The 21,050-nt window shown below is 38.6% G+C and carries 26 protein-coding genes, 1 tRNA gene and 1 pseudogene; 12 read left to right on the top strand and 16 right to left on the bottom strand.

Going from position 1 to position 21,050, the window contains the following annotated elements; all coding sequences use genetic code 11:
• Nucleotides 1-89: 89 nt before the first annotated feature.
• The 4 genes from MKY52_RS16685 to MKY52_RS16670 all read right to left on the bottom strand — a co-directional run bounded on the left by MKY52_RS16685 (nt 90) and on the right by MKY52_RS16670 (nt 5,494).
• Nucleotides 90-1,922 carry an RNA-directed DNA polymerase gene (locus MKY52_RS16685; protein ID WP_341052361.1) on the bottom strand — a complete coding sequence of 611 codons (1,833 nt, stop codon included), beginning with the start codon at nt 1,920-1,922 and terminating at the stop codon, nt 90-92.
• 126 nt (nt 1,923-2,048) lie between these two features.
• Nucleotides 2,049-3,926 carry an AAA family ATPase gene (locus tag MKY52_RS16680; RefSeq protein WP_341052359.1) on the bottom strand — a complete coding sequence of 626 codons (1,878 nt, stop codon included), beginning with the start codon at nt 3,924-3,926 and terminating at the stop codon, nt 2,049-2,051.
• Entirely contained in the window at nt 3,927-4,412 is a 486-nt protein-coding gene (locus MKY52_RS16675; protein ID WP_341052357.1) for an ABC-three component system middle component 2, read from the bottom strand.
• The gene (locus MKY52_RS16670; RefSeq protein WP_341052355.1) at nt 4,412-5,494 is read right to left on the bottom strand and encodes an ABC-three component system protein; all 1,083 of its coding nucleotides are present in this window, start codon (nt 5,492-5,494) and stop codon (nt 4,412-4,414) included. Before MKY52_RS16670 ends, MKY52_RS16675 begins: the two co-directional genes overlap by 1 nt.
• A 295-nt stretch (nt 5,495-5,789) precedes the next feature.
• Between MKY52_RS16670 and radC the strand changes: the two are divergent.
• Together radC and MKY52_RS16660 are read left to right on the top strand one after the other, a co-directional pair.
• A pseudogene (gene radC, locus MKY52_RS16665) lies at nt 5,790-6,398 on the top strand (RadC family protein).
• A 180-nt stretch (nt 6,399-6,578) separates the two neighbouring features.
• Complete coding sequence (locus MKY52_RS16660; protein WP_341052354.1) at nt 6,579-6,764, top strand: helix-turn-helix domain-containing protein; 186 nt, start codon at nt 6,579-6,581, stop codon at nt 6,762-6,764.
• A gap of 664 nt (nt 6,765-7,428) precedes the next feature.
• On the opposite strand, the gene MKY52_RS16655 is transcribed toward MKY52_RS16660, so the two are convergent.
• Complete coding sequence (locus MKY52_RS16655; protein WP_341052351.1) at nt 7,429-8,103, bottom strand: GIY-YIG nuclease family protein; 675 nt, start codon at nt 8,101-8,103, stop codon at nt 7,429-7,431.
• A 331-nt stretch (nt 8,104-8,434) separates the two neighbouring features.
• The gene (locus MKY52_RS16650) at nt 8,435-8,668 is read right to left on the bottom strand and encodes a helix-turn-helix domain-containing protein (protein ID WP_341052349.1); all 234 of its coding nucleotides are present in this window, start codon (nt 8,666-8,668) and stop codon (nt 8,435-8,437) included.
• A gap of 188 nt (nt 8,669-8,856) precedes the next feature.
• On the opposite strand from MKY52_RS16650, the gene MKY52_RS16645 reads away from it, so the two are divergent.
• Nucleotides 8,857-9,171 (top strand): DUF6809 family protein, encoded by a 315-nt coding sequence (locus tag MKY52_RS16645; protein ID WP_341052343.1) that lies wholly within the window; start codon nt 8,857-8,859, stop codon nt 9,169-9,171.
• A gap of 108 nt (nt 9,172-9,279) precedes the next feature.
• On the opposite strand, the gene MKY52_RS16640 is transcribed toward MKY52_RS16645, so the two are convergent.
• The 3 genes from MKY52_RS16640 to MKY52_RS16630 all read right to left on the bottom strand — a co-directional run bounded on the left by MKY52_RS16640 (nt 9,280) and on the right by MKY52_RS16630 (nt 10,760).
• Nucleotides 9,280-9,365 (bottom strand) — tRNA-Leu (locus MKY52_RS16640).
• 161 nt (nt 9,366-9,526) lie between these two features.
• The gene (locus MKY52_RS16635; RefSeq protein WP_339243084.1) at nt 9,527-9,997 is read right to left on the bottom strand and encodes a WGxxGxxG-CTERM domain-containing protein; all 471 of its coding nucleotides are present in this window, start codon (nt 9,995-9,997) and stop codon (nt 9,527-9,529) included.
• Nucleotides 9,998-10,073: 76 nt separating this feature from the next.
• Nucleotides 10,074-10,760 carry a M15 family metallopeptidase gene (locus tag MKY52_RS16630; protein ID WP_341052340.1) on the bottom strand — a complete coding sequence of 229 codons (687 nt, stop codon included), beginning with the start codon at nt 10,758-10,760 and terminating at the stop codon, nt 10,074-10,076.
• Between the two features lie 298 nt (nt 10,761-11,058).
• Here MKY52_RS16630 and MKY52_RS16625 point away from each other — a divergent pair, with 298 nt between their 5' ends.
• Nucleotides 11,059-11,223, top strand: coding sequence for a hypothetical protein (locus tag MKY52_RS16625; protein ID WP_179283823.1), 165 nt, complete (start codon nt 11,059-11,061; stop codon nt 11,221-11,223).
• Here the strand turns inward: MKY52_RS16625 and MKY52_RS16620 are convergent.
• Both MKY52_RS16620 and MKY52_RS16615 read right to left on the bottom strand, forming a co-directional pair.
• Nucleotides 11,220-11,555 carry a YolD-like family protein gene (locus MKY52_RS16620; protein WP_341052338.1) on the bottom strand — a complete coding sequence of 112 codons (336 nt, stop codon included), beginning with the start codon at nt 11,553-11,555 and terminating at the stop codon, nt 11,220-11,222. The genes MKY52_RS16625 and MKY52_RS16620 overlap by 4 nt on opposite strands.
• 382 nt (nt 11,556-11,937) lie before the next feature.
• Nucleotides 11,938-12,498: a hypothetical protein gene (locus MKY52_RS16615; protein ID WP_339243088.1), complete on the bottom strand. Its 561-nt coding sequence runs from the start codon at nt 12,496-12,498 to the stop codon at nt 11,938-11,940.
• A 117-nt stretch (nt 12,499-12,615) separates the two neighbouring features.
• Between MKY52_RS16615 and MKY52_RS16610 the strand changes: the two genes are divergently transcribed.
• Complete coding sequence (locus MKY52_RS16610) at nt 12,616-13,104, top strand: PH domain-containing protein (protein WP_149646644.1); 489 nt, start codon at nt 12,616-12,618, stop codon at nt 13,102-13,104.
• An 81-nt stretch (nt 13,105-13,185) separates the two neighbouring features.
• Here the strand turns inward: MKY52_RS16610 and MKY52_RS16605 are convergent, their stop codons facing one another.
• Together MKY52_RS16605 and MKY52_RS16600 are read right to left on the bottom strand one after the other, a co-directional pair.
• Entirely contained in the window at nt 13,186-14,661 is a 1,476-nt protein-coding gene (locus MKY52_RS16605) for a glycosyl hydrolase (RefSeq protein WP_341052337.1), read from the bottom strand.
• A gap of 173 nt (nt 14,662-14,834) precedes the next feature.
• Nucleotides 14,835-15,251: a cytidine deaminase gene (locus MKY52_RS16600; protein ID WP_341053441.1), complete on the bottom strand. Its 417-nt coding sequence runs from the start codon at nt 15,249-15,251 to the stop codon at nt 14,835-14,837.
• Nucleotides 15,252-15,358: 107 nt separating this feature from the next.
• On the opposite strand from MKY52_RS16600, the gene MKY52_RS16595 reads away from it, so the two are divergent.
• Nucleotides 15,359-15,790: a NucA/NucB deoxyribonuclease domain-containing protein gene (locus MKY52_RS16595; RefSeq protein ID WP_341053440.1), complete on the top strand. Its 432-nt coding sequence runs from the start codon at nt 15,359-15,361 to the stop codon at nt 15,788-15,790.
• A gap of 78 nt (nt 15,791-15,868) precedes the next feature.
• Here the strand turns inward: MKY52_RS16595 and MKY52_RS16590 are convergent, their stop codons facing one another.
• Complete coding sequence (locus MKY52_RS16590) at nt 15,869-16,015, bottom strand: hypothetical protein (protein ID WP_156113170.1); 147 nt, start codon at nt 16,013-16,015, stop codon at nt 15,869-15,871.
• 149 nt (nt 16,016-16,164) lie between these two features.
• Here MKY52_RS16590 and MKY52_RS16585 point away from each other — a divergent pair, with 149 nt between their 5' ends.
• From MKY52_RS16585 to MKY52_RS16575, 3 genes are all read left to right on the top strand, one after another.
• Entirely contained in the window at nt 16,165-16,341 is a 177-nt protein-coding gene (locus tag MKY52_RS16585) for a YjfB family protein (protein ID WP_076098563.1), read from the top strand.
• A gap of 140 nt (nt 16,342-16,481) precedes the next feature.
• Nucleotides 16,482-17,024, top strand: a complete 543-nt coding sequence (locus MKY52_RS16580; protein ID WP_231573332.1) for an ImmA/IrrE family metallo-endopeptidase — start codon at nt 16,482-16,484, stop codon at nt 17,022-17,024.
• A gap of 76 nt (nt 17,025-17,100) precedes the next feature.
• Entirely contained in the window at nt 17,101-17,262 is a 162-nt protein-coding gene (locus MKY52_RS16575; protein WP_170880221.1) for a hypothetical protein, read from the top strand.
• Nucleotides 17,263-17,391: 129 nt separating this feature from the next.
• On the opposite strand, the gene MKY52_RS16570 is transcribed toward MKY52_RS16575, so the two are convergent.
• Nucleotides 17,392-17,562 carry a hypothetical protein gene (locus MKY52_RS16570; RefSeq protein WP_341052336.1) on the bottom strand — a complete coding sequence of 57 codons (171 nt, stop codon included), beginning with the start codon at nt 17,560-17,562 and terminating at the stop codon, nt 17,392-17,394.
• Between the two features lie 411 nt (nt 17,563-17,973).
• On the opposite strand from MKY52_RS16570, the gene MKY52_RS16565 reads away from it, so the two are divergent.
• The 3 genes from MKY52_RS16565 to MKY52_RS16555 all read left to right on the top strand — a co-directional run bounded on the left by MKY52_RS16565 (nt 17,974) and on the right by MKY52_RS16555 (nt 19,939).
• Entirely contained in the window at nt 17,974-18,468 is a 495-nt protein-coding gene (locus tag MKY52_RS16565; protein ID WP_042190786.1) for an RNA polymerase sigma factor, read from the top strand.
• A complete protein-coding gene (locus MKY52_RS16560; protein WP_341052335.1) occupies nt 18,465-19,454 on the top strand; it encodes a hypothetical protein in 990 nt (329 codons plus the stop codon). Before MKY52_RS16565 ends, MKY52_RS16560 begins: the two co-directional genes overlap by 4 nt.
• 191 nt (nt 19,455-19,645) lie before the next feature.
• On the top strand, nt 19,646-19,939 hold the full coding sequence (locus MKY52_RS16555) for a hypothetical protein (protein WP_341052334.1): 294 nt from the start codon (nt 19,646-19,648) through the stop codon (nt 19,937-19,939).
• 200 nt (nt 19,940-20,139) lie between these two features.
• Here the strand turns inward: MKY52_RS16555 and MKY52_RS16550 are convergent, their stop codons facing one another.
• On the bottom strand, nt 20,140-20,643 hold the full coding sequence (locus MKY52_RS16550; protein WP_341052333.1) for a hypothetical protein: 504 nt from the start codon (nt 20,641-20,643) through the stop codon (nt 20,140-20,142).
• Between the last annotated feature and the right edge of the window lie 407 nt (nt 20,644-21,050).

Raw genomic sequence — 21,050 nt, 5'->3', positions numbered from 1 at the left:
TAGGTATAACTGTACTTAATAATATTCACAAAATTATTAATAGTGACCCCAAAGCCTAAACTACTATTTTAAATATCGCTTTCAACAAATTAAAATGGCAAATCATCATCATCGATACTAATAACAAATGGGTTGTTAACTTCTCGGGCGGGGGAGGTTACCTCCACAACTGTTGCTGTGTTTGAATGCAATTCAGCCATTAACTCATCTAAATCTATTGTTGGAATGTCCGAAGCTTCACTTGTTTTAAAAATTTGATCGTTATTTAGTTCAGCTTTGAGTAAGTTGTTTCTCACATAATTATGTTTATTAATATTTACTTCATCCAAATCCTCTAACAGTTTCTGATGTGCATTGACCTCCAATGCAGACAATGCAACAGTAACTGTTCGGAGCATTGAATTTGTCTTACCTACGTATTTATATATCTGATTTCTATTTGATTTTTCATGACTCACTAAACCTACCATAGCACTAATTATAAGTTCAGGAGCATGGCCCCGGGCAATATTTTTTTTCAATTCTAGAAATCCATAATTATTTTCTGGTATCTCCAAAATAATACACTTCACAACATTAGTAACGGATGGGTGCCTGTAAATTGAAACTAGTAAATCAGCTATTGACTCATTAATTTCAGTAAAGTCAATTATTGTTTTGGTTATCCAAAACAATTGGTATTCTGGAATGAACGATTTTTCGAGATAAACTTCAATTTCACTTATAATAGCATCCGAAATCATCATATAATTTCTTTTAATGTTGTAATATAAGTTTTTTGTTAATTGCGGAGAATTATTTAGAACTAATCTTGTCAGTTCTATTGTTTCTGATTCAGAAGTCATCAATAATGTGAGTATAAGTTCTATGTCCTCGTCCTCAATACTTTTCCTATTGTGTAACATATCCTTTAGAAAACTAATCTCTTCATCTGTTAAATCTTCAATTTCATAATCATAATCATCAAATTCATCGGTATAGGAATTAATTATAAGTCTTCTCTTTTTTAACAATGATATCTTAACTGTTTCAATATCATTTTCCTCTTCATTTTCTACTGTTGTAATTAGAGTTTTCTCTTCATTTAAACACAAACCCTTTTCACCTAATAATTTTTGAACAGTAAATATATCATTTGTAATGGTTTCTTCATTATCAGAAAAAAAATATATATCATCCATAAATCGTATAATGAATTCACTTTTAAGTTCTCTAGAAGCCTCTATAAAACTCAAGAAATTGCTCCCTATAACTTTCATCGGAAATAATCCTTGTGGCATACAACTGGTACTTCGACCTTCATTAATTTCCCTTAGAAATTTCCCTATTTTTTCTGCTTCTTGTTGATTAATAGTTCTTGCTATGTAACTAACAATATCATGATGATAGATATTATTAAAAAAATTAGATATATCTATTTTCCCCATAAATCCATACTCAGTCTTTAACAGTTGTAACTTATTAATAAATAGCCTGTATTCTTCAGTTTGTGAACTATAACTGTCTCCATTAAATGTATATCCAAAACATTCACGGTTTGAGTAGACTTGTTTTTGGAAGTGAGTTCTGTTTCTATATACGAAATCGTATATGAATATTAAAGAAATGGGATCTAACTGAAAAGTTTGTCTATAATGTTTTTTATCCTTTAAAGCGTAAACCCAAGGTTGAATCAAGAAATAAGATTGTGCATTTTCATTAATTCTTTTTATTTGAGCTTTATTCATTATTTGCGTTACTTTTTTGTAATCATCTTCATTCAAAAGAGTTTGCAGCCAAGTTTGAGAAAAAATTTCATTGTTAATATACTCTAAAATCGAATCCACTTGATATTTTGCGATAAATAGAACAGAACGAAGTGGAAACAATGTCTTTTGAAAATCCTTCAATATAAAGTCATACGCATCACCAATGCTGCTCATATTCTCCTCCTCATGTACAATGGAAACATTTTAATAATCTAGTTTAAACGGTATGATTTCAATACAATACATTTCCTTTAATTTCATTTTCGATATTTCTTCTAACTTCTCATAAAATCTGAATAATTATAGATTATTCGAAGATATAGTTACAATACTATTGTTCATCGGAAAGAAACCATATCTCCCTACACTTTTACCTTTTGTAAATTCAATATGATTACATTTCTCTACTTGCTGAGGCAACTCCTTATTTTCAAAAATAATCACCTGTCTATCGCTACTTTTTTTAGAAAGCGCTATAAACAATGAGTCTTGCATGGATACATCGATCATCTCATCGTCTTTGTTGGTTCCATCTTTTGAATCATTTTCTTTTAGTGTTGTAACTGGAGAATCTAATAGTAACACTCGAGAAAACGGAAGTTTTCGATCTATTAAATAATTCATCAATGATACCGAGAAAGCGGCGTAAAAGAAAGCCCTAAAACCTTTACCATTATTTTTCCTTGCTTGATTATTGATTACAATATCCTGTTCCATTTCATCAAAAGTGACCTTCTCTAAATCTTCATACCCCCATTCAGTCAACGTATTAAATATCTCGTCAGAATAGTCATTTAGAATTCCTGAAGGTATGGTGCTCTTGTATTCGATTTTAGGTTGTTTTTGTTTTTTTGCTTCAGATAAATTTATCAACTCTTCGTTCTTTGACACAAATCTTTCCTCAATACTTTTCACTTTGTTTTCTAAATTGACCACCTCTAAATATGCCTTTAATACGCTACGTAAAGGAGTTAGCTCTCTTACTATGAACGCTTCAACATCTTGCTTGCACTTATTTATTTCTTTCTCATATGTTTTATTTGTCGAATCGAGTTCATTAATTTCTAAAATAGTGGACTCAATTGTTTTATTAAGTTCTAAAATATGCAAGTTTATTTTAACTTGTTCCTGCTGAGAGGCATCTAATATTTCTAAGGAGAACTCTTCGTTAAATAGATTATCGTCTATTTCACTATTACAAACTGGACAAGAATTAATGTGAATTTGATTTAGACAATCATCACCAGTTTGCAGAAATGATAATCTTTCCAGATCACTTTTATACTGATCATATAATATTTTGAATTTATCTAATAATAATGATAGCTGGTTTCGCTGCAAATTCAGTTTATTTTGTATGTTTTGTTTATCAATGATATCATTTCGCTTTTCATCAATTAATTTTTCAATTTTTCTTATCTCTTCGGAGTACTCGTTAATATCTACTATCTTTTCATAGGAGGCTAATTCTAATTGTTTTTGTAATGCGAATTTCTCTTCAGTTAATTTTGTTAATTCATTATTGATATACTCAATTTTTGAATCTATCTTAGCCTTTCTAATCTCTGCTTTTTCAATTTCTTCACAGTTTATATCATCGAAAGTTGTCAATAAAAATTTAAATACTGATTTGCAATAGGTCTCATCTGTTTTTATTTTATTAAAAACAGGGGATTCTGTATCAGAGATTATTTTAGTCTCATTAATCATGAACAGATTGACTATTGAGCGAAAACCTAAAGTCTTCTTTTTCCCACTTTTGTTACTTAGCATATATTTGTTCTCTGTTATCCCTATAAGCTTCAATAGGAACTTAGAGATATTATCGTCACCATTAGGATCATGATCTTCTTTTAATTTGTATGGCTTTGCATTATAAAAATTATTAATATCAGAGAAAGCATACACTATAGATTTCTTGTTCATGTATCTAAGTATCGTAATGGGACTATTATCTTTAAAATCTCTTATTTCTAAAAAAATATTTTCATACCCTTTACTTTCTTTAATTTCTCTTAATGTGTCAGCTCCAAACATGTAGTCAATACACTTAAAGATGTAAGATTTCCCTGTGTTCGAAGGACCATTAATTACATTAAGCCCCTTTTCCAAGATAAGAACTGCATCTTCTTTTCCTGGTGCAGTTATCCTAAGCTCCTTGATATAAAATCCATACATTTAGAACACCTCATTCTTATAAGGAAAAAAATTCGAATATTCTTTCCCCCAAGACTTAATATTTGTATTAACAAACTTTTCAACCTCAGAATCCGATAAATCCCTAAATCTCTTTTCAACTAAAGAAGCATTATTCATTAATTTCTTTGAGTATTCTTCTGATAAAGCTTCTATAAACCAATTAGTATTAATGTTTGCTGAGTATAAAAAGCCCTCTTCTTCACAATCAATGTTTACTAATCCCTTTGAGGCCATTAATAACATTCCTTTTTTTATTGCTTCCCTTCGACTAAATAATTCTATGGTCCTTAAAGGATATTCTGGATGTAAATTATCAAAAGAAACATCTGAATCCTTTGTGTAGATAGTTAAATAATCAAGAAAAATTAATCTGTCCAAACTACATTTCAATGGAAATGAGACCTTCAGTAAATATAATCCTCTTAAGCCTAATTCCAATGGTGTGTTAAATAGTAAATTACTCATTATATCACCCAGTCAATTTCATCTTCATTAGCTAGATGGTGACAAATACCCTTCTTATCTTCATTTGTTACGAAATGCAAATCCCGATCTACAATGCTCACTGATAAGTTTACTTTCGTTGACTCATGCATTGTTTTAGTAAGTTTTTTATATCCGTCATAAAACTCACCTTTCATGAAATCTTTAATACCACTATTCATCTCTTTTTTCAATATTCCAAAGTGATCTTCACTAGAGAATATATCCCTTATAGAACGTTTTAAAGATTCGGCACTATAATAATTAATTCGATTATCTTTAAAATCCACCAGTAATTCAGGTATCGCTTGAAGCATATCTAAATCAATAGTTGCTTTCTTATATTGAGAATACGCTGCCAGTATTTTATTCACATAATTGAATTCGCTTTGCTCAGGTATACTTGGTGGCAGTATTCCTCTTCCTCTTCGAGGTTTAATTGATCCCCCAAACCTAAAATAAAAATAGTTAGTTTTCCTGTGTTCTTCAATAATCCGTTCCATTGAATAAGTATCTACAACAGAAAAATCAAAGAGTTCTACATAATCAAGAAAAGAACCTTTCAATTCTATTTTCTGACCACTTGTTATTGCTTTGCTACATTTTGCATCCCATTGTTCAATAAGTCCTTTTCTTATTTCTTCAGGACTTTTAATAATTTTTAAGAATTTGGCACCAATCCCTTGCGATGCAATAATATAATATTTCTTAGGCATCGGTATATCCTTATTAAAAGTGTAGTAGCACAACTTACCGAATTCCAGCCAATACTCACTTGGGGTTAATTTGCCCTCATATCTCTTACACTGATAATAATCACACGATCCATCATCATATTCTCCGATTACATCACGCCCCATATCTCCTGCGCTTCCGATTCTATAAACGTCTTTATATAATTGCTTAGCACAAGAAATAGCCCACTCACCAATAAAGGCTTCAAATTCTTCAGGAGAAAAGCTTCTTACCCGTTGAAATGGCGGAATAGGGAAATCAAATACGGTTGGATCATTTAGAGGCTCAACTTCATCTAGTTGAGCTAATTTAAATGTGGAAACAATCATTCTGACTTTTACCCCGATTCTCTTTAATATAAATAGATAGTTATAACATTAACAAATGGGCACTACGAACATGAGACCCAAGCCAAGATGTTTGAAATAAGGATTCTATACCCTAGAAAGAATCAGATCTTCGACTTTTGAACTAAGTCAAATTACATAATTCGCCAAAAGGTTACCATGACCTTCCAAACGTGCGTTCTAATTAAGGGGATTATGTAAATATGTCGTAAATCCAAAAATTTGAAATCTATATTATACATACGATAATCAGAAATTACTTGGGAGGATAAACATTATGCAACAGCTCAAAGAGAATGATTTGAGACAATTAGTATCGGAATCATTAAGAGAAAGCAACGACAGCTACACAATTCAAGAGCTTTTCCAGCGCTTTCCTACAGCTACAGAACTAATGGATGTATCAGAACAACAATTAGTTTCTATAAAAGGAATCGGCAAAGGAAAAGCCCGGCAAATTACCGCTATGTTAAAACTTGCAAAGATGCTGACTTTACCTGATCAGGATCAACATATCATTCGTAGTCCTAAGGATGTTTTCAATTTACTCGAATCAGACTTACGTTACGAACAGAAAGAACACTTCATCTGCCTATTCCTCAATACCAAGAATCGCCTCATCTTCAAAGAAATCATCTCCATAGGCTCTCTGAATGCCGCAATCGTTCATCCCAGAGGAGTATTTCACGCAGCGATTAGACGCTGTAGCGCCTCTCTCATTTGCGCTCACAACCACCCGAGCGGAGACCCGGAGCCATCAATAGAGGACGTGAATCTGACAAAATGACTCTTAGCCGCTGGGGAAATCATAGGAATAGAAGTCCTTGATCATGTAATTATTGGTGGCAACCGTTTCTACAGTTTGAAGGAGCATGGTCATTTATAAAATATTAACTCCCATTTGTATTCCTCAGATAATCAGATGTAAAAACCTCTCTTAAATGCTTTTATCCACGGTTTAACCACACTCTGTATCAATTCTCTACTATAGGCACTGAAATCCGCACTATATCCTGTTGAGCCTCCTACCAAAAAAAATCTATCGTTTGATTAGGGGTGAAGGGAAATGAACAGCATCGAATCTATTGGGGAAAGTATCAGGATTTTACGATTGAAAAATGGTTTCAGTCAGGAGCAGCTTGCACTAAGTGCAGGGGTAAACACATCTTACATTGGGCAGATCGAACGTGGCGAAAAGAACCCTACGATCAAAATAATAGAACAAATATCGTTCCCCTGGAGATCACCTTAGTTATCTATTAACTCTGTATGATCCGAGGGGAGGTGTAGAAACGGTTGCCATCCGTCAGCTTTAACTATAACCCCTGAAAGTATTAAACAGTGTCTATTGGATGTATTATGGACAACACAAATATGTTTATTGAAGACAAGAAAGAAACTTAAAGGGCAGTTGGTCTAGTCTTTTAGTTATTGAAATAGCTTATCAATCAAATTGGAGGAAATATAATGATGAACAGCGCTTCGAAAAACATATATTAGTCCAAGAAGCTATAGTCTTAAAGAACCCTATGAAGGGTTATAGAAAATGGTACTACGGGTTTATTCCTTTATCATGTACTGCTTTTATGATGATTGGAGGCTTGAGCTTTGGTTTGTATATTGGTTTTATTATTGGATAGGCTTTGGCCTATATGATTGTAAACGGAATAGCTGACGTGAGATTATTGAAGTTAAACTTCGCTAATCATCCTATGTCATCACTGATTACAAATGAACAGTTATACGATTTAGTGTTGGATATGAAACAGTCAGCGGCCTTAAAGCTTGGAAATATTAATCAAAATAAATTATAGGAGGAATAGAAATGATGAGTGGTTTTTGGGAGCGTGTAGTGGAATCTGCTGTAGGTGCAGTGAACCAAACAATCGAAAACTCAGTACAAAAGTATTATTTGATCATATTTCAATATGGAAATCTCCTTTGTTTTTTGTTTTATAATCGATCTTATTTCTTTTTAACTTTTCAAATTGTTCATAAACTTCCTCTCGCGATATTTGTAGATACTTAGTTTCATTCTTTGATAACCATAAATCTGTGATTTTTTCTAGGTCAAGGACATAAAGTTTATCATCATTATTTGTCCTTGAGCCAAATGTACCACTTATAGAAGCGAATATTGTTGCCTTTGTTACTTCATCAAATTCTTTGAAAAGATCAAGTTTAATTCTATTTCGATTCATTCCTTTAGATATTTTCAATATATGTTTTGGATTATGTAAAGGTTGTTCTATATCAAAAGGCAATGAATTATTATCTACTAACTTTTCATAGATCAGAAGTTCATTAGGACTAGAATAGCTCCCCCCTCTAACATTTAGCCATCCGTATTCGTTCATCATTTCAATTGTTACTTCATTTTCTTTTTTCAGTACCTCATCCTCTGTACAAATACCGTTATCTATTATTTTAAGGAAATTAATTGGTTTATATATATTAGTCCACTCAGCGCCTTTTTTTGTGCCATGTTTTTTCATTCTTTTTATTAGATTGTCAGTTTGTCCTACGTAAAGCTTTCCTTCTTCTAGTAGTAATACATATATCCATCTTTGACCTTTTTCAAAAGTGAACATATTTCACATCACACATCCAATCCACATGAAATTGTTTTACGACCATCGATACACAAGAAATACTGTCCCATGAAACTGCTACAATTATTACAAACATGAGTATTATACGCATATCCAACCACTTAACTTTTGCTCGTGCTCGTTGGAGTTACTTTGTCACAGGGCTTCAACCTTAGGATTTCTCCACCAGTTGCTTGTCAGCTACGAGATGACTTGGCTCTTACTTCGGTTGATCTTTTATCTACTAGTTGTGCTAGCTTGGTAGGCACGCACGTAAATGTAAAAAAAGAATGACCAGCATCAATCAATCATTCTTTCATTAAAAATATATTCATTTGGTTTCAGCAATCTTTTGCTCCACAAGGTCCACTAACTCCGATGCCTTCATGTTCAAAGCTTCAGCAAGAGATAGCAAAGAATTTAGGGTAGGCTGGTGAACGCCACGTTCCAGCATAGATATGTAGGTTCGGTCAAGGTTACTTTGGAACGCTAATTTTTCTTGACTCATCTTTTGCTTCTTCCGAGTGCTCCTTAATACTTGTCCAAATATTTCTTCTGATTTCAAGGTAATACCTCTTTTAGATTCATTATCTAGTTGTCTTAACCATAAAATCCACGTAGTATACTCTACAAAATGATGATAATCTATGATATGATTCATTCAAGAAAAACTCTGATATGTCAAAAACAATACTCCATTTATAAAAATCACTGTTGAATACAAAGTACATTATAAAAGAAGGGGATGAGGAAATGAGAAGTCTTTTAGAGAAGCTATATCATGGTAGCTTGCATCCAGATGAAAATATCATATCTAATGACCCGCAATACTTTAAGTTAAGCCAAAAAACATCTGAAATCATAGAGATTTGGAAGGAGCGACTTTCAGAGGAGGAATTCGACGAGTTAGAAGCGTTATTAGACTTATATGCTCAAACTCATGGTATGGAGTTAACATCTATTTTCAAGTATGGTTTTCGCTTGGGGGCGGGCATCATGGTCGAGGTCTTAACCGGGGAAGAGGAACTTGCTAGTAAGTTGGGTACCTTTCATGACAAAACTCCATAATTAAAGGAGTAAATCCTGTGCGCTTAATAATTGTTCTAAATACAATTCCCTTTCGAAATTAATCAAGAAAAACAAAAAAACCTTGATTTCTCAAGGTTTTCACTGTGATGCCGAGGACGGGGGTCGAACCCGTACGGTACTCACGTACCGCAGGATTTTAAGTCCTGTGCGTCTGCCTGTTCCGCCACCCCGGCATATTATGTGTTGTTGCTTCATACGATGTTTACGTATAACGCGACAAGAAATATAATATCATGAATATCGATAACGCGCAATCCCTTTTTCAAAAAAAGTTTTATCACATTAAAAATAACCCGTACCAGCGTATGCCGACACGGGTTATTAGACATGTCGATTATCTGCGTTCGTCGCTTCGGCTTCTCATTCCGACGAGGCCCAAGAGTCCTAACAATCCGAGCCAGCCCCAGTTAGATCCTCTGCTGGTAGTCCCAGTATTCGTAGTTGTACTGGTTGCCCGATATCTACCGTCCGTTGTAGTGTTGGATAGTGGAGTTACCGTATTTCTGTTGTAGTTATCCCGGGTGTAATTTTCATTGTAGTTATTGGTGTTAGGTCTATAATTTTCCCCTGTGCGAATCTTATCTTTCATAATGCTCTCATGCTGATTCATCGTTCCAGTCGTGCCGTTCATTAGATTGCCTTCCGTATTCATCATCCGAGTGTTATTCACGGTACCATCCATGCCCGTATTCGCGTTCGGGATACCGCCTAAAGCGGCTGACCCGATTGGATTAGCGTAACTAGCTCCCATTATACTCATTGACAGTACAGTACCGCATGCAAGGCTTGTTATCAGCTTGTTCACAGTGTTATGCCTCCCTTTATGGTTAGTTATCACTGATAATTTCCCCTTGAGTGGCACTGTCTATACATGAATAGCTTTACTCTTTTACAACATTCACTGTCTTGCTCGCTGCGTCATACGTAACCTTTGCTCCAAGCGCCTCAGCCAGAGCACGCACGGGTACATATGTTACGCCGGTATCAAGAACACCATCCGTAAGTTTAGTACCGTTTAAGGTTATCGTTACTTTAACGTCTTTGTTCACCTGGTCATCCTCCCCAGTAATTCTTTTTAAAGCTTCATTGACCTGATCCGTCGTAGGACGTTTACCTGCCCGAAGTTGAGTCGTAGTTAAGCCGAAGGCCATTTGCAGATGTGAATAATCTTTAAAAGACGTCCAGTCTCCTCCCCACTCAAGCCCTAGCTGTTTTCCCACCTGTACAACCTCTTGCCAGTCCGCTATTTTATCTTTATCACCATCACGATTCATATCCCAGGAAAGACTTTTTCCATCCGGCAGCAAAAGCGCAAAGTCAAACGCAAGGCCATAATTGTGATAGCTGGTTCCACCCTTGGCGTTGGTAACTATAGGTCCAGGCTTACTTCTCCCCTGAGCATACAAGGCATTTTGTTCAGCAATCGACCGTAACCCCTGAGTAATAATGATGGGTACTCCTCTGGCATAGCTTTGCTGTATCAAAGCCTTCGCCCCTGCTGCCAAAACAGGATGAAGCCCAACAAGCCTCGCCGCCGATTTGTCCCTCACTTGATCTAAAGTCAGCATAGAATCACCCCTTGGTATAATCAATGATCCCGACTCCCCATTCGCTTGTACTAATACCCCTGCTTGCCTTAGCATACAAGCATAAATGTCTTCGGCGTCCATATAAGGAAGGACGATAAGCGTTTAAGCGAGAAATATAAGACATAAAGGATAGGTGCATAACTTATACTTTCTTATATTTTAAAAAAAGACCCCGGTATCCCCGAGATCTCCCCTGAAAAGCACCTATTCATAGCTTCTTCACCTTGGATCATTTCTACAAAAAAGGGCAAAATATTAGCGAAAGGTGGGAACACATATGGACATTCATAGCGATAGCTATAAAGTTGCTGCCCTGAGCGAGCAGGAAGAAGCACTCGAAATTATTCGAAATGCCGAAGCTTCCATTGCAAATCTGACCGGCAACCCAACGGTGACCCTAATTGCTTATGAAAAAAGTGAAGTCAGCGGTTCTCAGCATTAGACGATGTAAACCTCCACTAGATCATCTACATTGATCCACTTCCATTCCTCCGCCCACTGCAGCTTAAACTCACGCGAGTGGGTGTGAATGGAAGTCACAAAACCACTAATTGTCGTATTCTCAAAAGGATCAAACAGCACAACAGTGACGCGCACATGACTCCGTAACGATAAGGCCAGTGTACATTCGATCTCCTCCAGCTTCTGCTCATCCAGAATAGGCTTAATGCGGCGCAGCGTCTCTCGTTCATCCCTAATAATTCTTACCTTGTGCTCCGGCAGCATCATTCGACTACTTTGCCACAGTCCGTTTTTCTCCAGCTTTTTGCCCATGGTAACCCCTCCCTAATTTCTATACTTATTCCGCTACACACGAACGTATGTTTGTATTATATCCACACCTTCGCTGAATAATCAATAATCAGGAAAAAGATACCACTTTAAAATCCTCCTCTTTTATCTAAAAGTTGTATAATATTGAATATCTAATTGAGAGGAGCTTTCCACTTGAAAAAAAACAATGCCCTGCTCATCCTAATTCCCGTATTATTCCTATGTCTATACCCCCTCGTATATCGAAGCAGTACCCTCTCAGACCTCACAAAAGGAATCGTAGCTGGCTTATTTATAGGATTGGCAGTGTTACCTCTACTCAAGCTCAAAATCGCATCAAAAAGACGCTGACAGTTGAACTGTTCAGCGTCTAAATTTCGATCTATTCTTGAACTTTCTCTGATTCAGCGGTGGACTGACCATCAGCATCGATGAGTCCTGTTGCTTCTCTTGCTTCATTAAGCTTGGAAATGCCGTATAGCATCGCGACGTCAGCGTTCTGATTCAATTCCTCGAACTTCTCAGCAGTGACCTCTGCGGAATCAGCACCTTGAGAGGCCTGTTCTTTTAGAGAATAAGCACTTTGAAAAGCAATTTTGGACTCATCAAGCAGTTTACGAATGTCTTCGGGCAAGCTAGAGGAAATTTTCACTTTCTCAGCCTGATTGGATAAGTCTGTTGCGGTCTTTTGGAATTCGTTAATCTTCTTCTCCAACTGCCTGTCCGAAAGTTCTCCTGCTGAATAAGCAGCAATAGCTTCGTTGAACTCCGTTAAAGATGATTTTCCTAATTCATCAAGCTTAGACATTTCATTGTAGAAGTTTTGCACGGTTTCCTGCACTTCTTCTTCCGAGGCAGGAGCCGATGAAGTTGAATTATTATTGCTGCAGGCGCTAAGGATGACAGTCAGCATTAGCGTTCCTATTAGTAACACTTTTTTCATTATTTATCCCTCCACTTAACAGAATAATGTCGGTTTGTGTAAAGCGCAAATGAAATTTATGTAAAATGACTATTATGTTATAATTATTTCAATTGTAATCAGGGAAGGAGAGTATTTATGCCTTATTGCACAACCTGCGGATCAGAATATAAGCAGGGCGCTAAATTTTGTGGAGAATGCGGATCTAGCATTGACGGCACTGCTCCAGTGACCGCCCGCCGTCCATCAGCAAATCCAAACGCTACTCAAGAGGTCGTTCTCTGGAAAGGCAAACCAGCCAGTATCTCTGATCGCCTCAAAGGAATCGTACGCCTAAACACGACTACGTACACCATTACAAGCCAGCGCATTATGGTAAAGACCGGACTTATCGGTAAAAATGTCGAAGAGATCGAATTACTGCGTGTACGCGATTTATCCGTAGCACAATCTATCATGGACCGGATGCTCGGCATCGGCACATTAACTGTATTTTCTGATGATGCCTCAGCGCCTCAGCTTCTTTTCCGAAAAATCCATGATGCCCAAACCGTCAAAGATGTTCTGCGCAAAGCTGTTCGTGACGAGAAGATCGCCAACAACATTAGCTACCGTGAACAAATCTAAGAACCTTTCACATTAAAAAAGCCCCGAAATCCGGGGCTTTTTCGCTAATATTCCAATGCTCGAATCAGTTCGGATATCGTCTTATGGAAGATAAAACGCTCCTGCTGGAATAATCCCTTTGGGTTGGCTAGGACTTTCCCACTGCAATACAATTCGCGCGTCCCCCTCATTCTCATAGTACTCCACTTTTATTTCATGTAGCTTGCCAGCTATCAGATTCACACTGCCTTTTCGCTCCTGTCCACTCTGATTCACCCAGCTATCAATGATCAGCCCTCCATCAATCCACACCCGTACCCCGTCATCAGAGGAGGAGTAAATGGTATAGGTTTCACTATAGGCTGCAGTCAGTTTTCCACTCCACCGTACAGAGAAAGCGTCGACACGAATGGCTGGATCAGGCGAACCCTGTTTCCACGAAAATTGGATGTTAGCATCGGTTCGCGTCAGCGCAGGTGCGCCGCTAAGAGTCATGTTATTGTAATATTGCCCCCATAGTCCACTCTGCAGCACACTGTCTCCCTTAGCGGCTACAATTGCCGCCTCAGCAGCATACTCTTCCCGCGTGAATACAAAGCTGTCATTCATAAAGGCTCTAATTACCGCATCGGTATTCTTCTCATAAAGAAGCTTGCCCCAGGTCATCTGATAAGACCATTTAGGCTGTGATTTAGATAGTAGTGCAGGGGACGGTAGCTCTCCATTTTCTCCAATCGCGATCACTTTTCCACGCCCCAGATCCCATAGACTATCATAGTGACTCCCCTTAAAATCCCCATCATAGATATCTAGTGCCAGCACATCTACTTTGTCACCGCTTGGGTAGTATTCGGCAGGGTCATCACTCCACTGATTTTTGGCGTTTGGGCTCCAGACCCACAATAAATTATGCAGCTTATGATAGCTGGTGAAACGGTCAAACATAAGGTTCCACAGTCCCACGTAGTTGATCTTCTTCCCCCACCAGAACCATCCGCCATTCATTTCATGATACGGCCGCCAGAGCACAGGAACACCTGCATCATTTAGTTTTTTTAAAGAAAGGGCTATCTTATCCAGATCAGCGATCAGTGCGTTGTACTGAGAGGTACCCGGGGTTATATATTTGTCAAAATCAGCGTTGCTTATGCTCGTAGATACGTTATCCCAAGCTGGCGCAGTCCCTGGCAACTGAGCGTGATAGCTAATCGTTACGATTCCACCGGCTTTATACCAGCGAATAGCACTGCTAACGACCCAATCCCGCTGATTGTCTAATAGTGCCGCCGTCTGATTATTGATTGCCCCCAGCTCATAGCCGTGAAGGGCGGCGAATTGCCCGCTAGTATTTTTCAGCTTCCCATTGAACTCATCCGCGCTCTCCAAATAATCATGTTGTCCACTAATCCATCCTTTTCCTTGCAGAAAATAAAGGGTATTCAACAATTTCTGAGCAGAAGGTACCGTTTCCGAATCCGCCGGAGCCATTTGCAATTTACGATACGCGATTTGCCACTGAACATCGCTTACAAACCTCGATGCCGAATCAACCATATTTCGAAGATTGCGCTGTTCCATCCACTCTCACATCCTTTTAACTTTTTTAAGTTATAGTATGGGGACAATAGTGACATGAACTCAGCGAATGGACATGAAGTTGTAAAGTAATTTAGGACAGTGTAAGGAACTGCTGAATAAATTCACGGCTCAATAAAAAAAGGAGCCCGGCGGCTCCTGACTATATCTCCAATTTACCTCGTATATCTCAGCGGTAGTAATTCAGAAATATCATATTTAGCTAACCGGCCGTCCTCGGATACAATAACTTTGCAATCCTTCCCGTAATCAGCAATTAACTCACGGCACATCCCGCAGGGAGAAACTACTTTAATTTCTCTTTCCTCGCTGTCCGGATCAGAATGCCTTACCGCAACAATCGTATCAAATTCCTTGTAGCCTTCGGATATCGCTTTTCCAATCACCATCGCTTCTGCACAGACTGTAATTCGTCCCATGCTAGCTTCTACATGTACCGCTGTAAAGATTTCCCCCGTCTTAGTACGGAGCGCCGCCCCTACATGGTGTCTCTTCCATTCATAACGTCTAGTAATAATATCTTCAGCAGAGGCAATAAGTGTCTGATCTTCAATCGTAATCAAATACTCCATTTCCAATTCCGTCCTCCTCTTATTTTTCCTAAGTATATTAAATCGCACTGCATTATGATATAAGATATACTATTTTAAGTTCCAAAAAAGGAGGAGCAGATTTGAAAATACAGAAATTACTCACCAGTCTCATCATTGTTGTGTTACTTGCTTTTGGCGGTTACTGGTATGAACAGAACGGAGATCCGGCAGCCCCCTCGTCCACATCCGATTCAGAAGTTGTTCAGCTGATCTTCCCAGCAGATCGTTATCCTGAGACCGCTAAGCACATTCAGGACGCGATTGCCAAAGGGGAGTCCGCGACGTGCACGATTAACCGTGAGCAGGCTGAAGACAACCGCAAAGAATCCTTAAAAAGGATCCCCACCAAAAAAGGCTACGACCGCGATGAATGGCCCATGGCCATGTGTAATGAAGGCGGCAAAGGGGCCGACATTGAATACATAACCCCAAAAGATAACCGCGGTGCAGGAAGCTGGGTTGGCAATCAGTTAGAAGATTATGCGGATGGAACCCGCGTAGAATTTATGTTCAAATAATAAGCTAACGTGAACAGTGCTTCAAAAGAATAGCCCCATCCGGTATACCGGATGGGGCTACAACGTGCATCAGCTAGCTTAGAATAAGCAAGCTTTAGTGATGATAACCAGCAAGATGAAGAGTACCAGAATAGCTCCTGTTGAAGTAAAAGGACTACACACCGGACCTACATTTACTGGGCTTACTACAGGACCTACGTTACAACCACAATGTTCCATTCCCATAATTAATTCCTCCTAATGATTAATGACTACAGCACAAGATATGTAAAAAGGAGATAAGCTGTTTGGGCGAACTGGCAAACAAATGCTATTCACCTAATGAATTAGGTAGGCACTGTCGATAAACAGGATATACACAAAGGAGGTGCAATATGGATATAGCAGCATTATCAATGGCAATGAGCCAGGCATCCTTAGCTCAAAATGTAGGAATACAAGTCATGAATATTGCCAAAAATCAGGCTGAAACCCAGAGTCAAACGATGGTGGAAATGCTGGGCAAAAGCGTTGCTCCGAATTTAGGAAAAACACTTGATATTAGTGTTTAATTGCTTTATGCTAAGGACACACGAGAACACTCGTTCTTATGTGTCCTTATGTTTTTTACTTTACATAGCCTTCGGGCTTTTCTTTTGCTCATTTATGCGAACATACGATCCTATAACTGATTCTGAATGAGGTGAATGATATGAATAACATGAAATCCTATTATCAAATGACTGCGCTGGAGAAGTGGACAGAAGATTTATACAAGCGTCTGAACCTTACTCAGCCTTCGCAAATTTCGATTGCTTATATTGCAGAACGGCTTAATATTTGGGTTCATTATTTGGATGTAAGAAGCAAGAGCATCGAAGCATCAGCGGGGATGTACACCATGTTTATTGACAACCGGCTTCCAGCCAGTCTGCAGCGGCTAGAGTTTCTCCATGAGCTCTGTCATCTGCTCCGCCATGGTACTGATCAAATATTGATGCCAGAACATTTTACGCGGGCACAGGAGGATGAATCTGAGCGATTTATTCTTTATGCAGCTATGCCCTACTCCATGATCTCCCGCATGACATTGCCTGAGCAACGGGAAGATGCAATCAGCTATCTTGCAGCAGAATTTCAAGTGCCAAGCGAGCTGGCTTTACAGCGGATTGATCAAATTCAAAGACGTGTTTTTCAGGGGCAATTATTGGCCGTGATGGGAAGAAACGAAGAACGATTAACACATATTCAATAATGACTGCGGAGATAATAAGGTTAGTCGCAATGAAGGACCATTAATTATGGTGGAATTTCTCGCAAGGGGGATCGATATGGAAGCCATTAAAGTAATTGAATTATTGATGACTCATCCAGATTATAACGTAGATGCAGTACACCCCGAAATTCCGGATTTTGTTGGGATCGAGTCGATTGAAGTGGATCATGAAACAGGGACCTTCTCCATTTTATTGCAAGAACCCAAAGACGACTGAAGATGATTTGTGTAAGTTCATAATAAAAAGGCAGCAAGTATAGTATACCCAGGCAATTCTTTACCTACGCGGGTTTAACTATCGGCGGGAAATTTGCTGCCTTATTTGTAATTATAATTATAAGCTCTGTTATGCGACAAATTGAATCAAACCAATAAGAATTAGAATGAGGAACACACCCACAACTCCCCAAATAATAAACCATAAGATTCTCAGACCTGGTAGCTTCGGATTAGTATGATTCTCTAATACCTTAATTCGCCGCTCCAGCTCCAGTATTTTTTCTTCTTGTTGCATCATTTTCTTCCTCCCTTCTAATGTGTAAATTAAAAGATACAATAGATATGACATACCAGTCACAATATATTATCTTATAATATATACATTTTAGCTAAATGGAGGGAATTAATGAAGAAAAGAACAAAAATAATTCTATCGAAAAGAGAAGGATCGGATTTATCAATATAGCATGGCTCTTGTAAAAAGGTTTGATCCAAACTATACATATAAACATAGTGAGGAGACCCTCCCGTAAAGGGGAACTTCTATTATAAAGGTGCGATTGTCTCAACAGTCATGATATGGCTGCTGGGGCAATCGCACCTTTTTTAGATTCTAACCCTTGATCTAGACGCTAACAAATTTTCTCAGGAACATAATGTGACCAAATGCCGTCCTAAATGGTGTTATAGATAAAGGGGGCATAGAATCATGCAACGATCCATGACCCGGCCGGGAAATCATGTGATAAAGAGTTACGAAATCTACGCAGATATGCTGTTCCGGATTGCTTTGGTCCATTTAGGCAGCCGCCAAGATGCCGAAGAAGCCACTCAGGATACCTTCATCAAACTGATAGAAAAAGCACCAAAGTTCAAAGACGCTGAACATCAAAAAGCATGGCTGATCCGGGTAATCACCAATCATTGTAAAACATTACTGGGCAGAGGCTGGCGCAAGCGCGAGGTTAAGCTGGAAAATGCTGAGCCGATTGCGGTAGACACCCCCGAGGATTTGGCTCTACTGCAGTTAGTTATGGCGATGCCTATGAAGTATAAAACCGTAATCCATCTTTATTATTACGAGGACTATCCCATCCAGGAAATCAGCAAGATTCTGCAGATTAGTCAGTCTGCCGTGAAGATGAGACTTCAGCGGGGACGGCAACTGTTAAAACTGGAGCTGGAAGGAGTGGAATCACAATGAAAGAAGATCAGTTTCGAACATTATACAAGAAAGCGGTGGATTCTATGAAACCAGGTGAAGAGATGAAAAAAGAATTGATCGACAAACTGGAGCAACAGCAGGAGCGGAAACGTCCACGCAAGACGGTTTATATCGCGGCAAGTATCGTCCTCGCCGCCGGGATCGGCTTAGCTGCACCTAATATATGGCAGCAGTTAAATGGCCAGAGTACTCAAGGGCAAATCGCTCAGGTAACTCCAGGTCCAAACCAACCAGACAATTCTGGCATAAATGCGTCCGGAAGCATTGTTATCCCCAAGCTGGAACTGCCAGATACCAAATCTGGCGTTATGGCAGATATGATCGCTCTAGTCGTATATAAAGATAACATTTATACACAGTCTGCGACTCGAATCAACGCAGCCGATGCTGCCGCTCTGCGTGGTGACAAGCTGGGACGTACTACAGGTGGCATCGATGAATGGAGCGGTAAAGACAAATATATTGAGTTGGCTTCTAACATTGGCGAAACGGATATCTATTCCGTGAAGGGATATGATTCCAATTTCCTGATTATGTCCTATTCGGAAATCAACGGCGAGGTATTCGCCGAACTGTATGAGCATACAAACGGGATCACCGTAAACAGCGGCGCAGATCTATTTGGAAAGCTAAATCTGGAAGGTCGAATTACTTCCGCACAGTGGGAAAGCTTCGACAGTTGGAACAACGGACAGCAGCAGTATACACCGCTCGCTGACGACGAGGCGCTTAATGGCTTCTTGAAGGCACTCCAAGCAGCCAAACCGCTGGCAGCAGAGCCACTTATCGCGCAAGGCATCTACGACAGCGAAGACCGCAAGGTTCTGTATCTCCAGCTGGAAGACAACGCCCGGGTAGAGCTGACGCTGTTTGGTCAAGGGCTAGTACGTTACGGTCAGGCACCTGTATTCTTCGAGGTCGAGTCCGGGGCATTCCAGCAGCTATGGGATAGTATGAAACCATAAGAATGATGGTCGGAAACCGAGAGTATAGCGATAGGAACAACGATTGGGACAACTTTTCGGGCACCATACCCATTAGAAAAGTCTAGCTGGATACAAAAAAAAGGCGTTGCTGCAAAACCATTTCATGGCTTTGCGACAGCGCCCTTTTTTTGTCGATTAATATATATGTTTAAGAAGGAGTGATTAGATGGGTGGCAAAAAATAAAGTTATAGCTGGTGACTATGAAGGTAAAGTAATAATGTCTACTCTTGGAATTATAAATTTGCAAACTGGTTTTTTAAAAACAATCACAATAGACAAAAACACTGTAGAGGATTATGAGTTAATGGACGAAACTCATTCCAAAAGTGCTGTGAGTGCTGTGGGAAGAGGATTAGTGGGAGGATTTCTACTCGGACCGGTTGGTTGCTCGCTAGCCTTTCAGCTAAGAGCAAAGGAGTTCATATTATTGCAGTTCAGTTCAAGGATGGAAAGAAGAGTTTAATAGAGATAGACGAAAAAATTTACAAAGCTTTTTTGAAGAATTGTTTTTAGAGAAAGTACATTGTGTAAAAGAGCCGTAGTAGGTTAATCCTAAGATGGCTCTTTTACATGTTCAATACCGCTATGATAACGGGACTCAAAAAAAGAACGCCCACCATGGACGTTCCTGAGATTCTTATTCGTATACAACGTTTCAGCTAGTTACGCATTTACACTTTCTGTTTTACGATCCTGTTTTGTGTGTAATGTTTTCATCGCAAATCTTGCTATCGGCTGAGCAACCAACAGTTCAATCCAAAATGCTATTCCAAAGTTTCTCGGCCAGATGTGAAGGAAGTTTTTAAGTGGATCCAGGCTTATTTGTTTCGTCCCAACCCATGTGCCGATAATCGATAGTAAAATAGATAACACCGTAACATTCAATAAAGTATTCAACAGCACCCTAGCATTAAATCCATCAGTTTTTCCCATGAATTTCGGCATCACTTTTCCAACAATCGGCCCTGCAACTAATCTTACGGAAAAAACTACGATCATCCACATAAACGGAATAACCTTTAGTGTATCTATATACACTTCCTTACTGAAGCCACGTTCCAACCCCACAATAATAGGGGCAATAGTATTTACTGAAATGATTGAAATAATGAGTGAAAATAATATACCTTCTTTTCCGTTTCTGGGCAGTCTTGTGTCTCCATGCATGTTTGTCATCTCCGTGAATCATATTTCAGATGGCAGACGTATCATGAGACATATATTTTTGGCCCAATAAAAAGACCAATATCTCTACACACTGATTTAATAATCATAGCACTTTTTTCAAATGAATGTCAGACCTCTATTTAAGTTTAATAAAACCTCTCTGCTCTTTAGTGCATTCAAAAGATTTAAACTATCCCTGCAAGCGCATGGCGATAAATCTGGTATCAGTGCATCCGTTAGCAAGCTCAAAATTCGGGGTTTCTTTATGCTTTTTTCAGTGCATCCGCAATTAATCTCTCCAATGAACTCGCCTTGAAATACTTATGTACACACACTTTAGCCAACTGAGCTTGGGGAAAGGTTAATATTAATAGAAGTATGTTCGAATTCAGTAGTCTTTTTAGTGA

This window comes from Paenibacillus sp. FSL P4-0184 (assembly GCF_038004625.1).
Lineage (GTDB): Bacteria > Bacillota > Bacilli > Paenibacillales > Paenibacillaceae > Paenibacillus_AQ.
Note: the sequence above shows the minus strand (reverse complement) of the source record. Positions and strands in the feature narration are given on the sequence as shown.

Coding starts and splice junctions, on each gene's coding strand:
- MKY52_RS16685 (WP_341052361.1), bottom strand. CDS start 1,922: ATGAGCAGCATTGGTGATGCGTATGACTTTATATTGAAGGATTTTCAA.
- MKY52_RS16680 (WP_341052359.1), bottom strand. CDS start 3,926: ATGTATGGATTTTATATCAAGGAGCTTAGGATAACTGCACCAGGAAAA.
- MKY52_RS16675 (WP_341052357.1), bottom strand. CDS start 4,412: ATGAGTAATTTACTATTTAACACACCATTGGAATTAGGCTTAAGAGGA.
- MKY52_RS16670 (WP_341052355.1), bottom strand. CDS start 5,494: ATGATTGTTTCCACATTTAAATTAGCTCAACTAGATGAAGTTGAGCCT.
- MKY52_RS16660 (WP_341052354.1), top strand. CDS start 6,579: ATGAACAGCATCGAATCTATTGGGGAAAGTATCAGGATTTTACGATTG.
- MKY52_RS16655 (WP_341052351.1), bottom strand. CDS start 8,103: ATGTTCACTTTTGAAAAAGGTCAAAGATGGATATATGTATTACTACTA.
- MKY52_RS16645 (WP_341052343.1), top strand. CDS start 8,857: ATGAGAAGTCTTTTAGAGAAGCTATATCATGGTAGCTTGCATCCAGAT.
- MKY52_RS16630 (WP_341052340.1), bottom strand. CDS start 10,760: ATGCTGACTTTAGATCAAGTGAGGGACAAATCGGCGGCGAGGCTTGTT.
- MKY52_RS16625 (WP_179283823.1), top strand. CDS start 11,059: ATGGACATTCATAGCGATAGCTATAAAGTTGCTGCCCTGAGCGAGCAG.
- MKY52_RS16620 (WP_341052338.1), bottom strand. CDS start 11,555: ATGGGCAAAAAGCTGGAGAAAAACGGACTGTGGCAAAGTAGTCGAATG.
- MKY52_RS16615 (WP_339243088.1), bottom strand. CDS start 12,498: ATGAAAAAAGTGTTACTAATAGGAACGCTAATGCTGACTGTCATCCTT.
- MKY52_RS16610 (WP_149646644.1), top strand. CDS start 12,616: ATGCCTTATTGCACAACCTGCGGATCAGAATATAAGCAGGGCGCTAAA.
- MKY52_RS16605 (WP_341052337.1), bottom strand. CDS start 14,661: ATGGAACAGCGCAATCTTCGAAATATGGTTGATTCGGCATCGAGGTTT.
- MKY52_RS16600 (WP_341053441.1), bottom strand. CDS start 15,251: ATGGAGTATTTGATTACGATTGAAGATCAGACACTTATTGCCTCTGCT.
- MKY52_RS16590 (WP_156113170.1), bottom strand. CDS start 16,015: ATGGGAATGGAACATTGTGGTTGTAACGTAGGTCCTGTAGTAAGCCCA.
- MKY52_RS16585 (WP_076098563.1), top strand. CDS start 16,165: ATGGATATAGCAGCATTATCAATGGCAATGAGCCAGGCATCCTTAGCT.
- MKY52_RS16580 (WP_231573332.1), top strand. CDS start 16,482: ATGAATAACATGAAATCCTATTATCAAATGACTGCGCTGGAGAAGTGG.
- MKY52_RS16575 (WP_170880221.1), top strand. CDS start 17,101: ATGGAAGCCATTAAAGTAATTGAATTATTGATGACTCATCCAGATTAT.
- MKY52_RS16570 (WP_341052336.1), bottom strand. CDS start 17,562: ATGATGCAACAAGAAGAAAAAATACTGGAGCTGGAGCGGCGAATTAAG.
- MKY52_RS16565 (WP_042190786.1), top strand. CDS start 17,974: ATGCAACGATCCATGACCCGGCCGGGAAATCATGTGATAAAGAGTTAC.
- MKY52_RS16560 (WP_341052335.1), top strand. CDS start 18,465: ATGAAAGAAGATCAGTTTCGAACATTATACAAGAAAGCGGTGGATTCT.
- MKY52_RS16550 (WP_341052333.1), bottom strand. CDS start 20,643: ATGCATGGAGACACAAGACTGCCCAGAAACGGAAAAGAAGGTATATTA.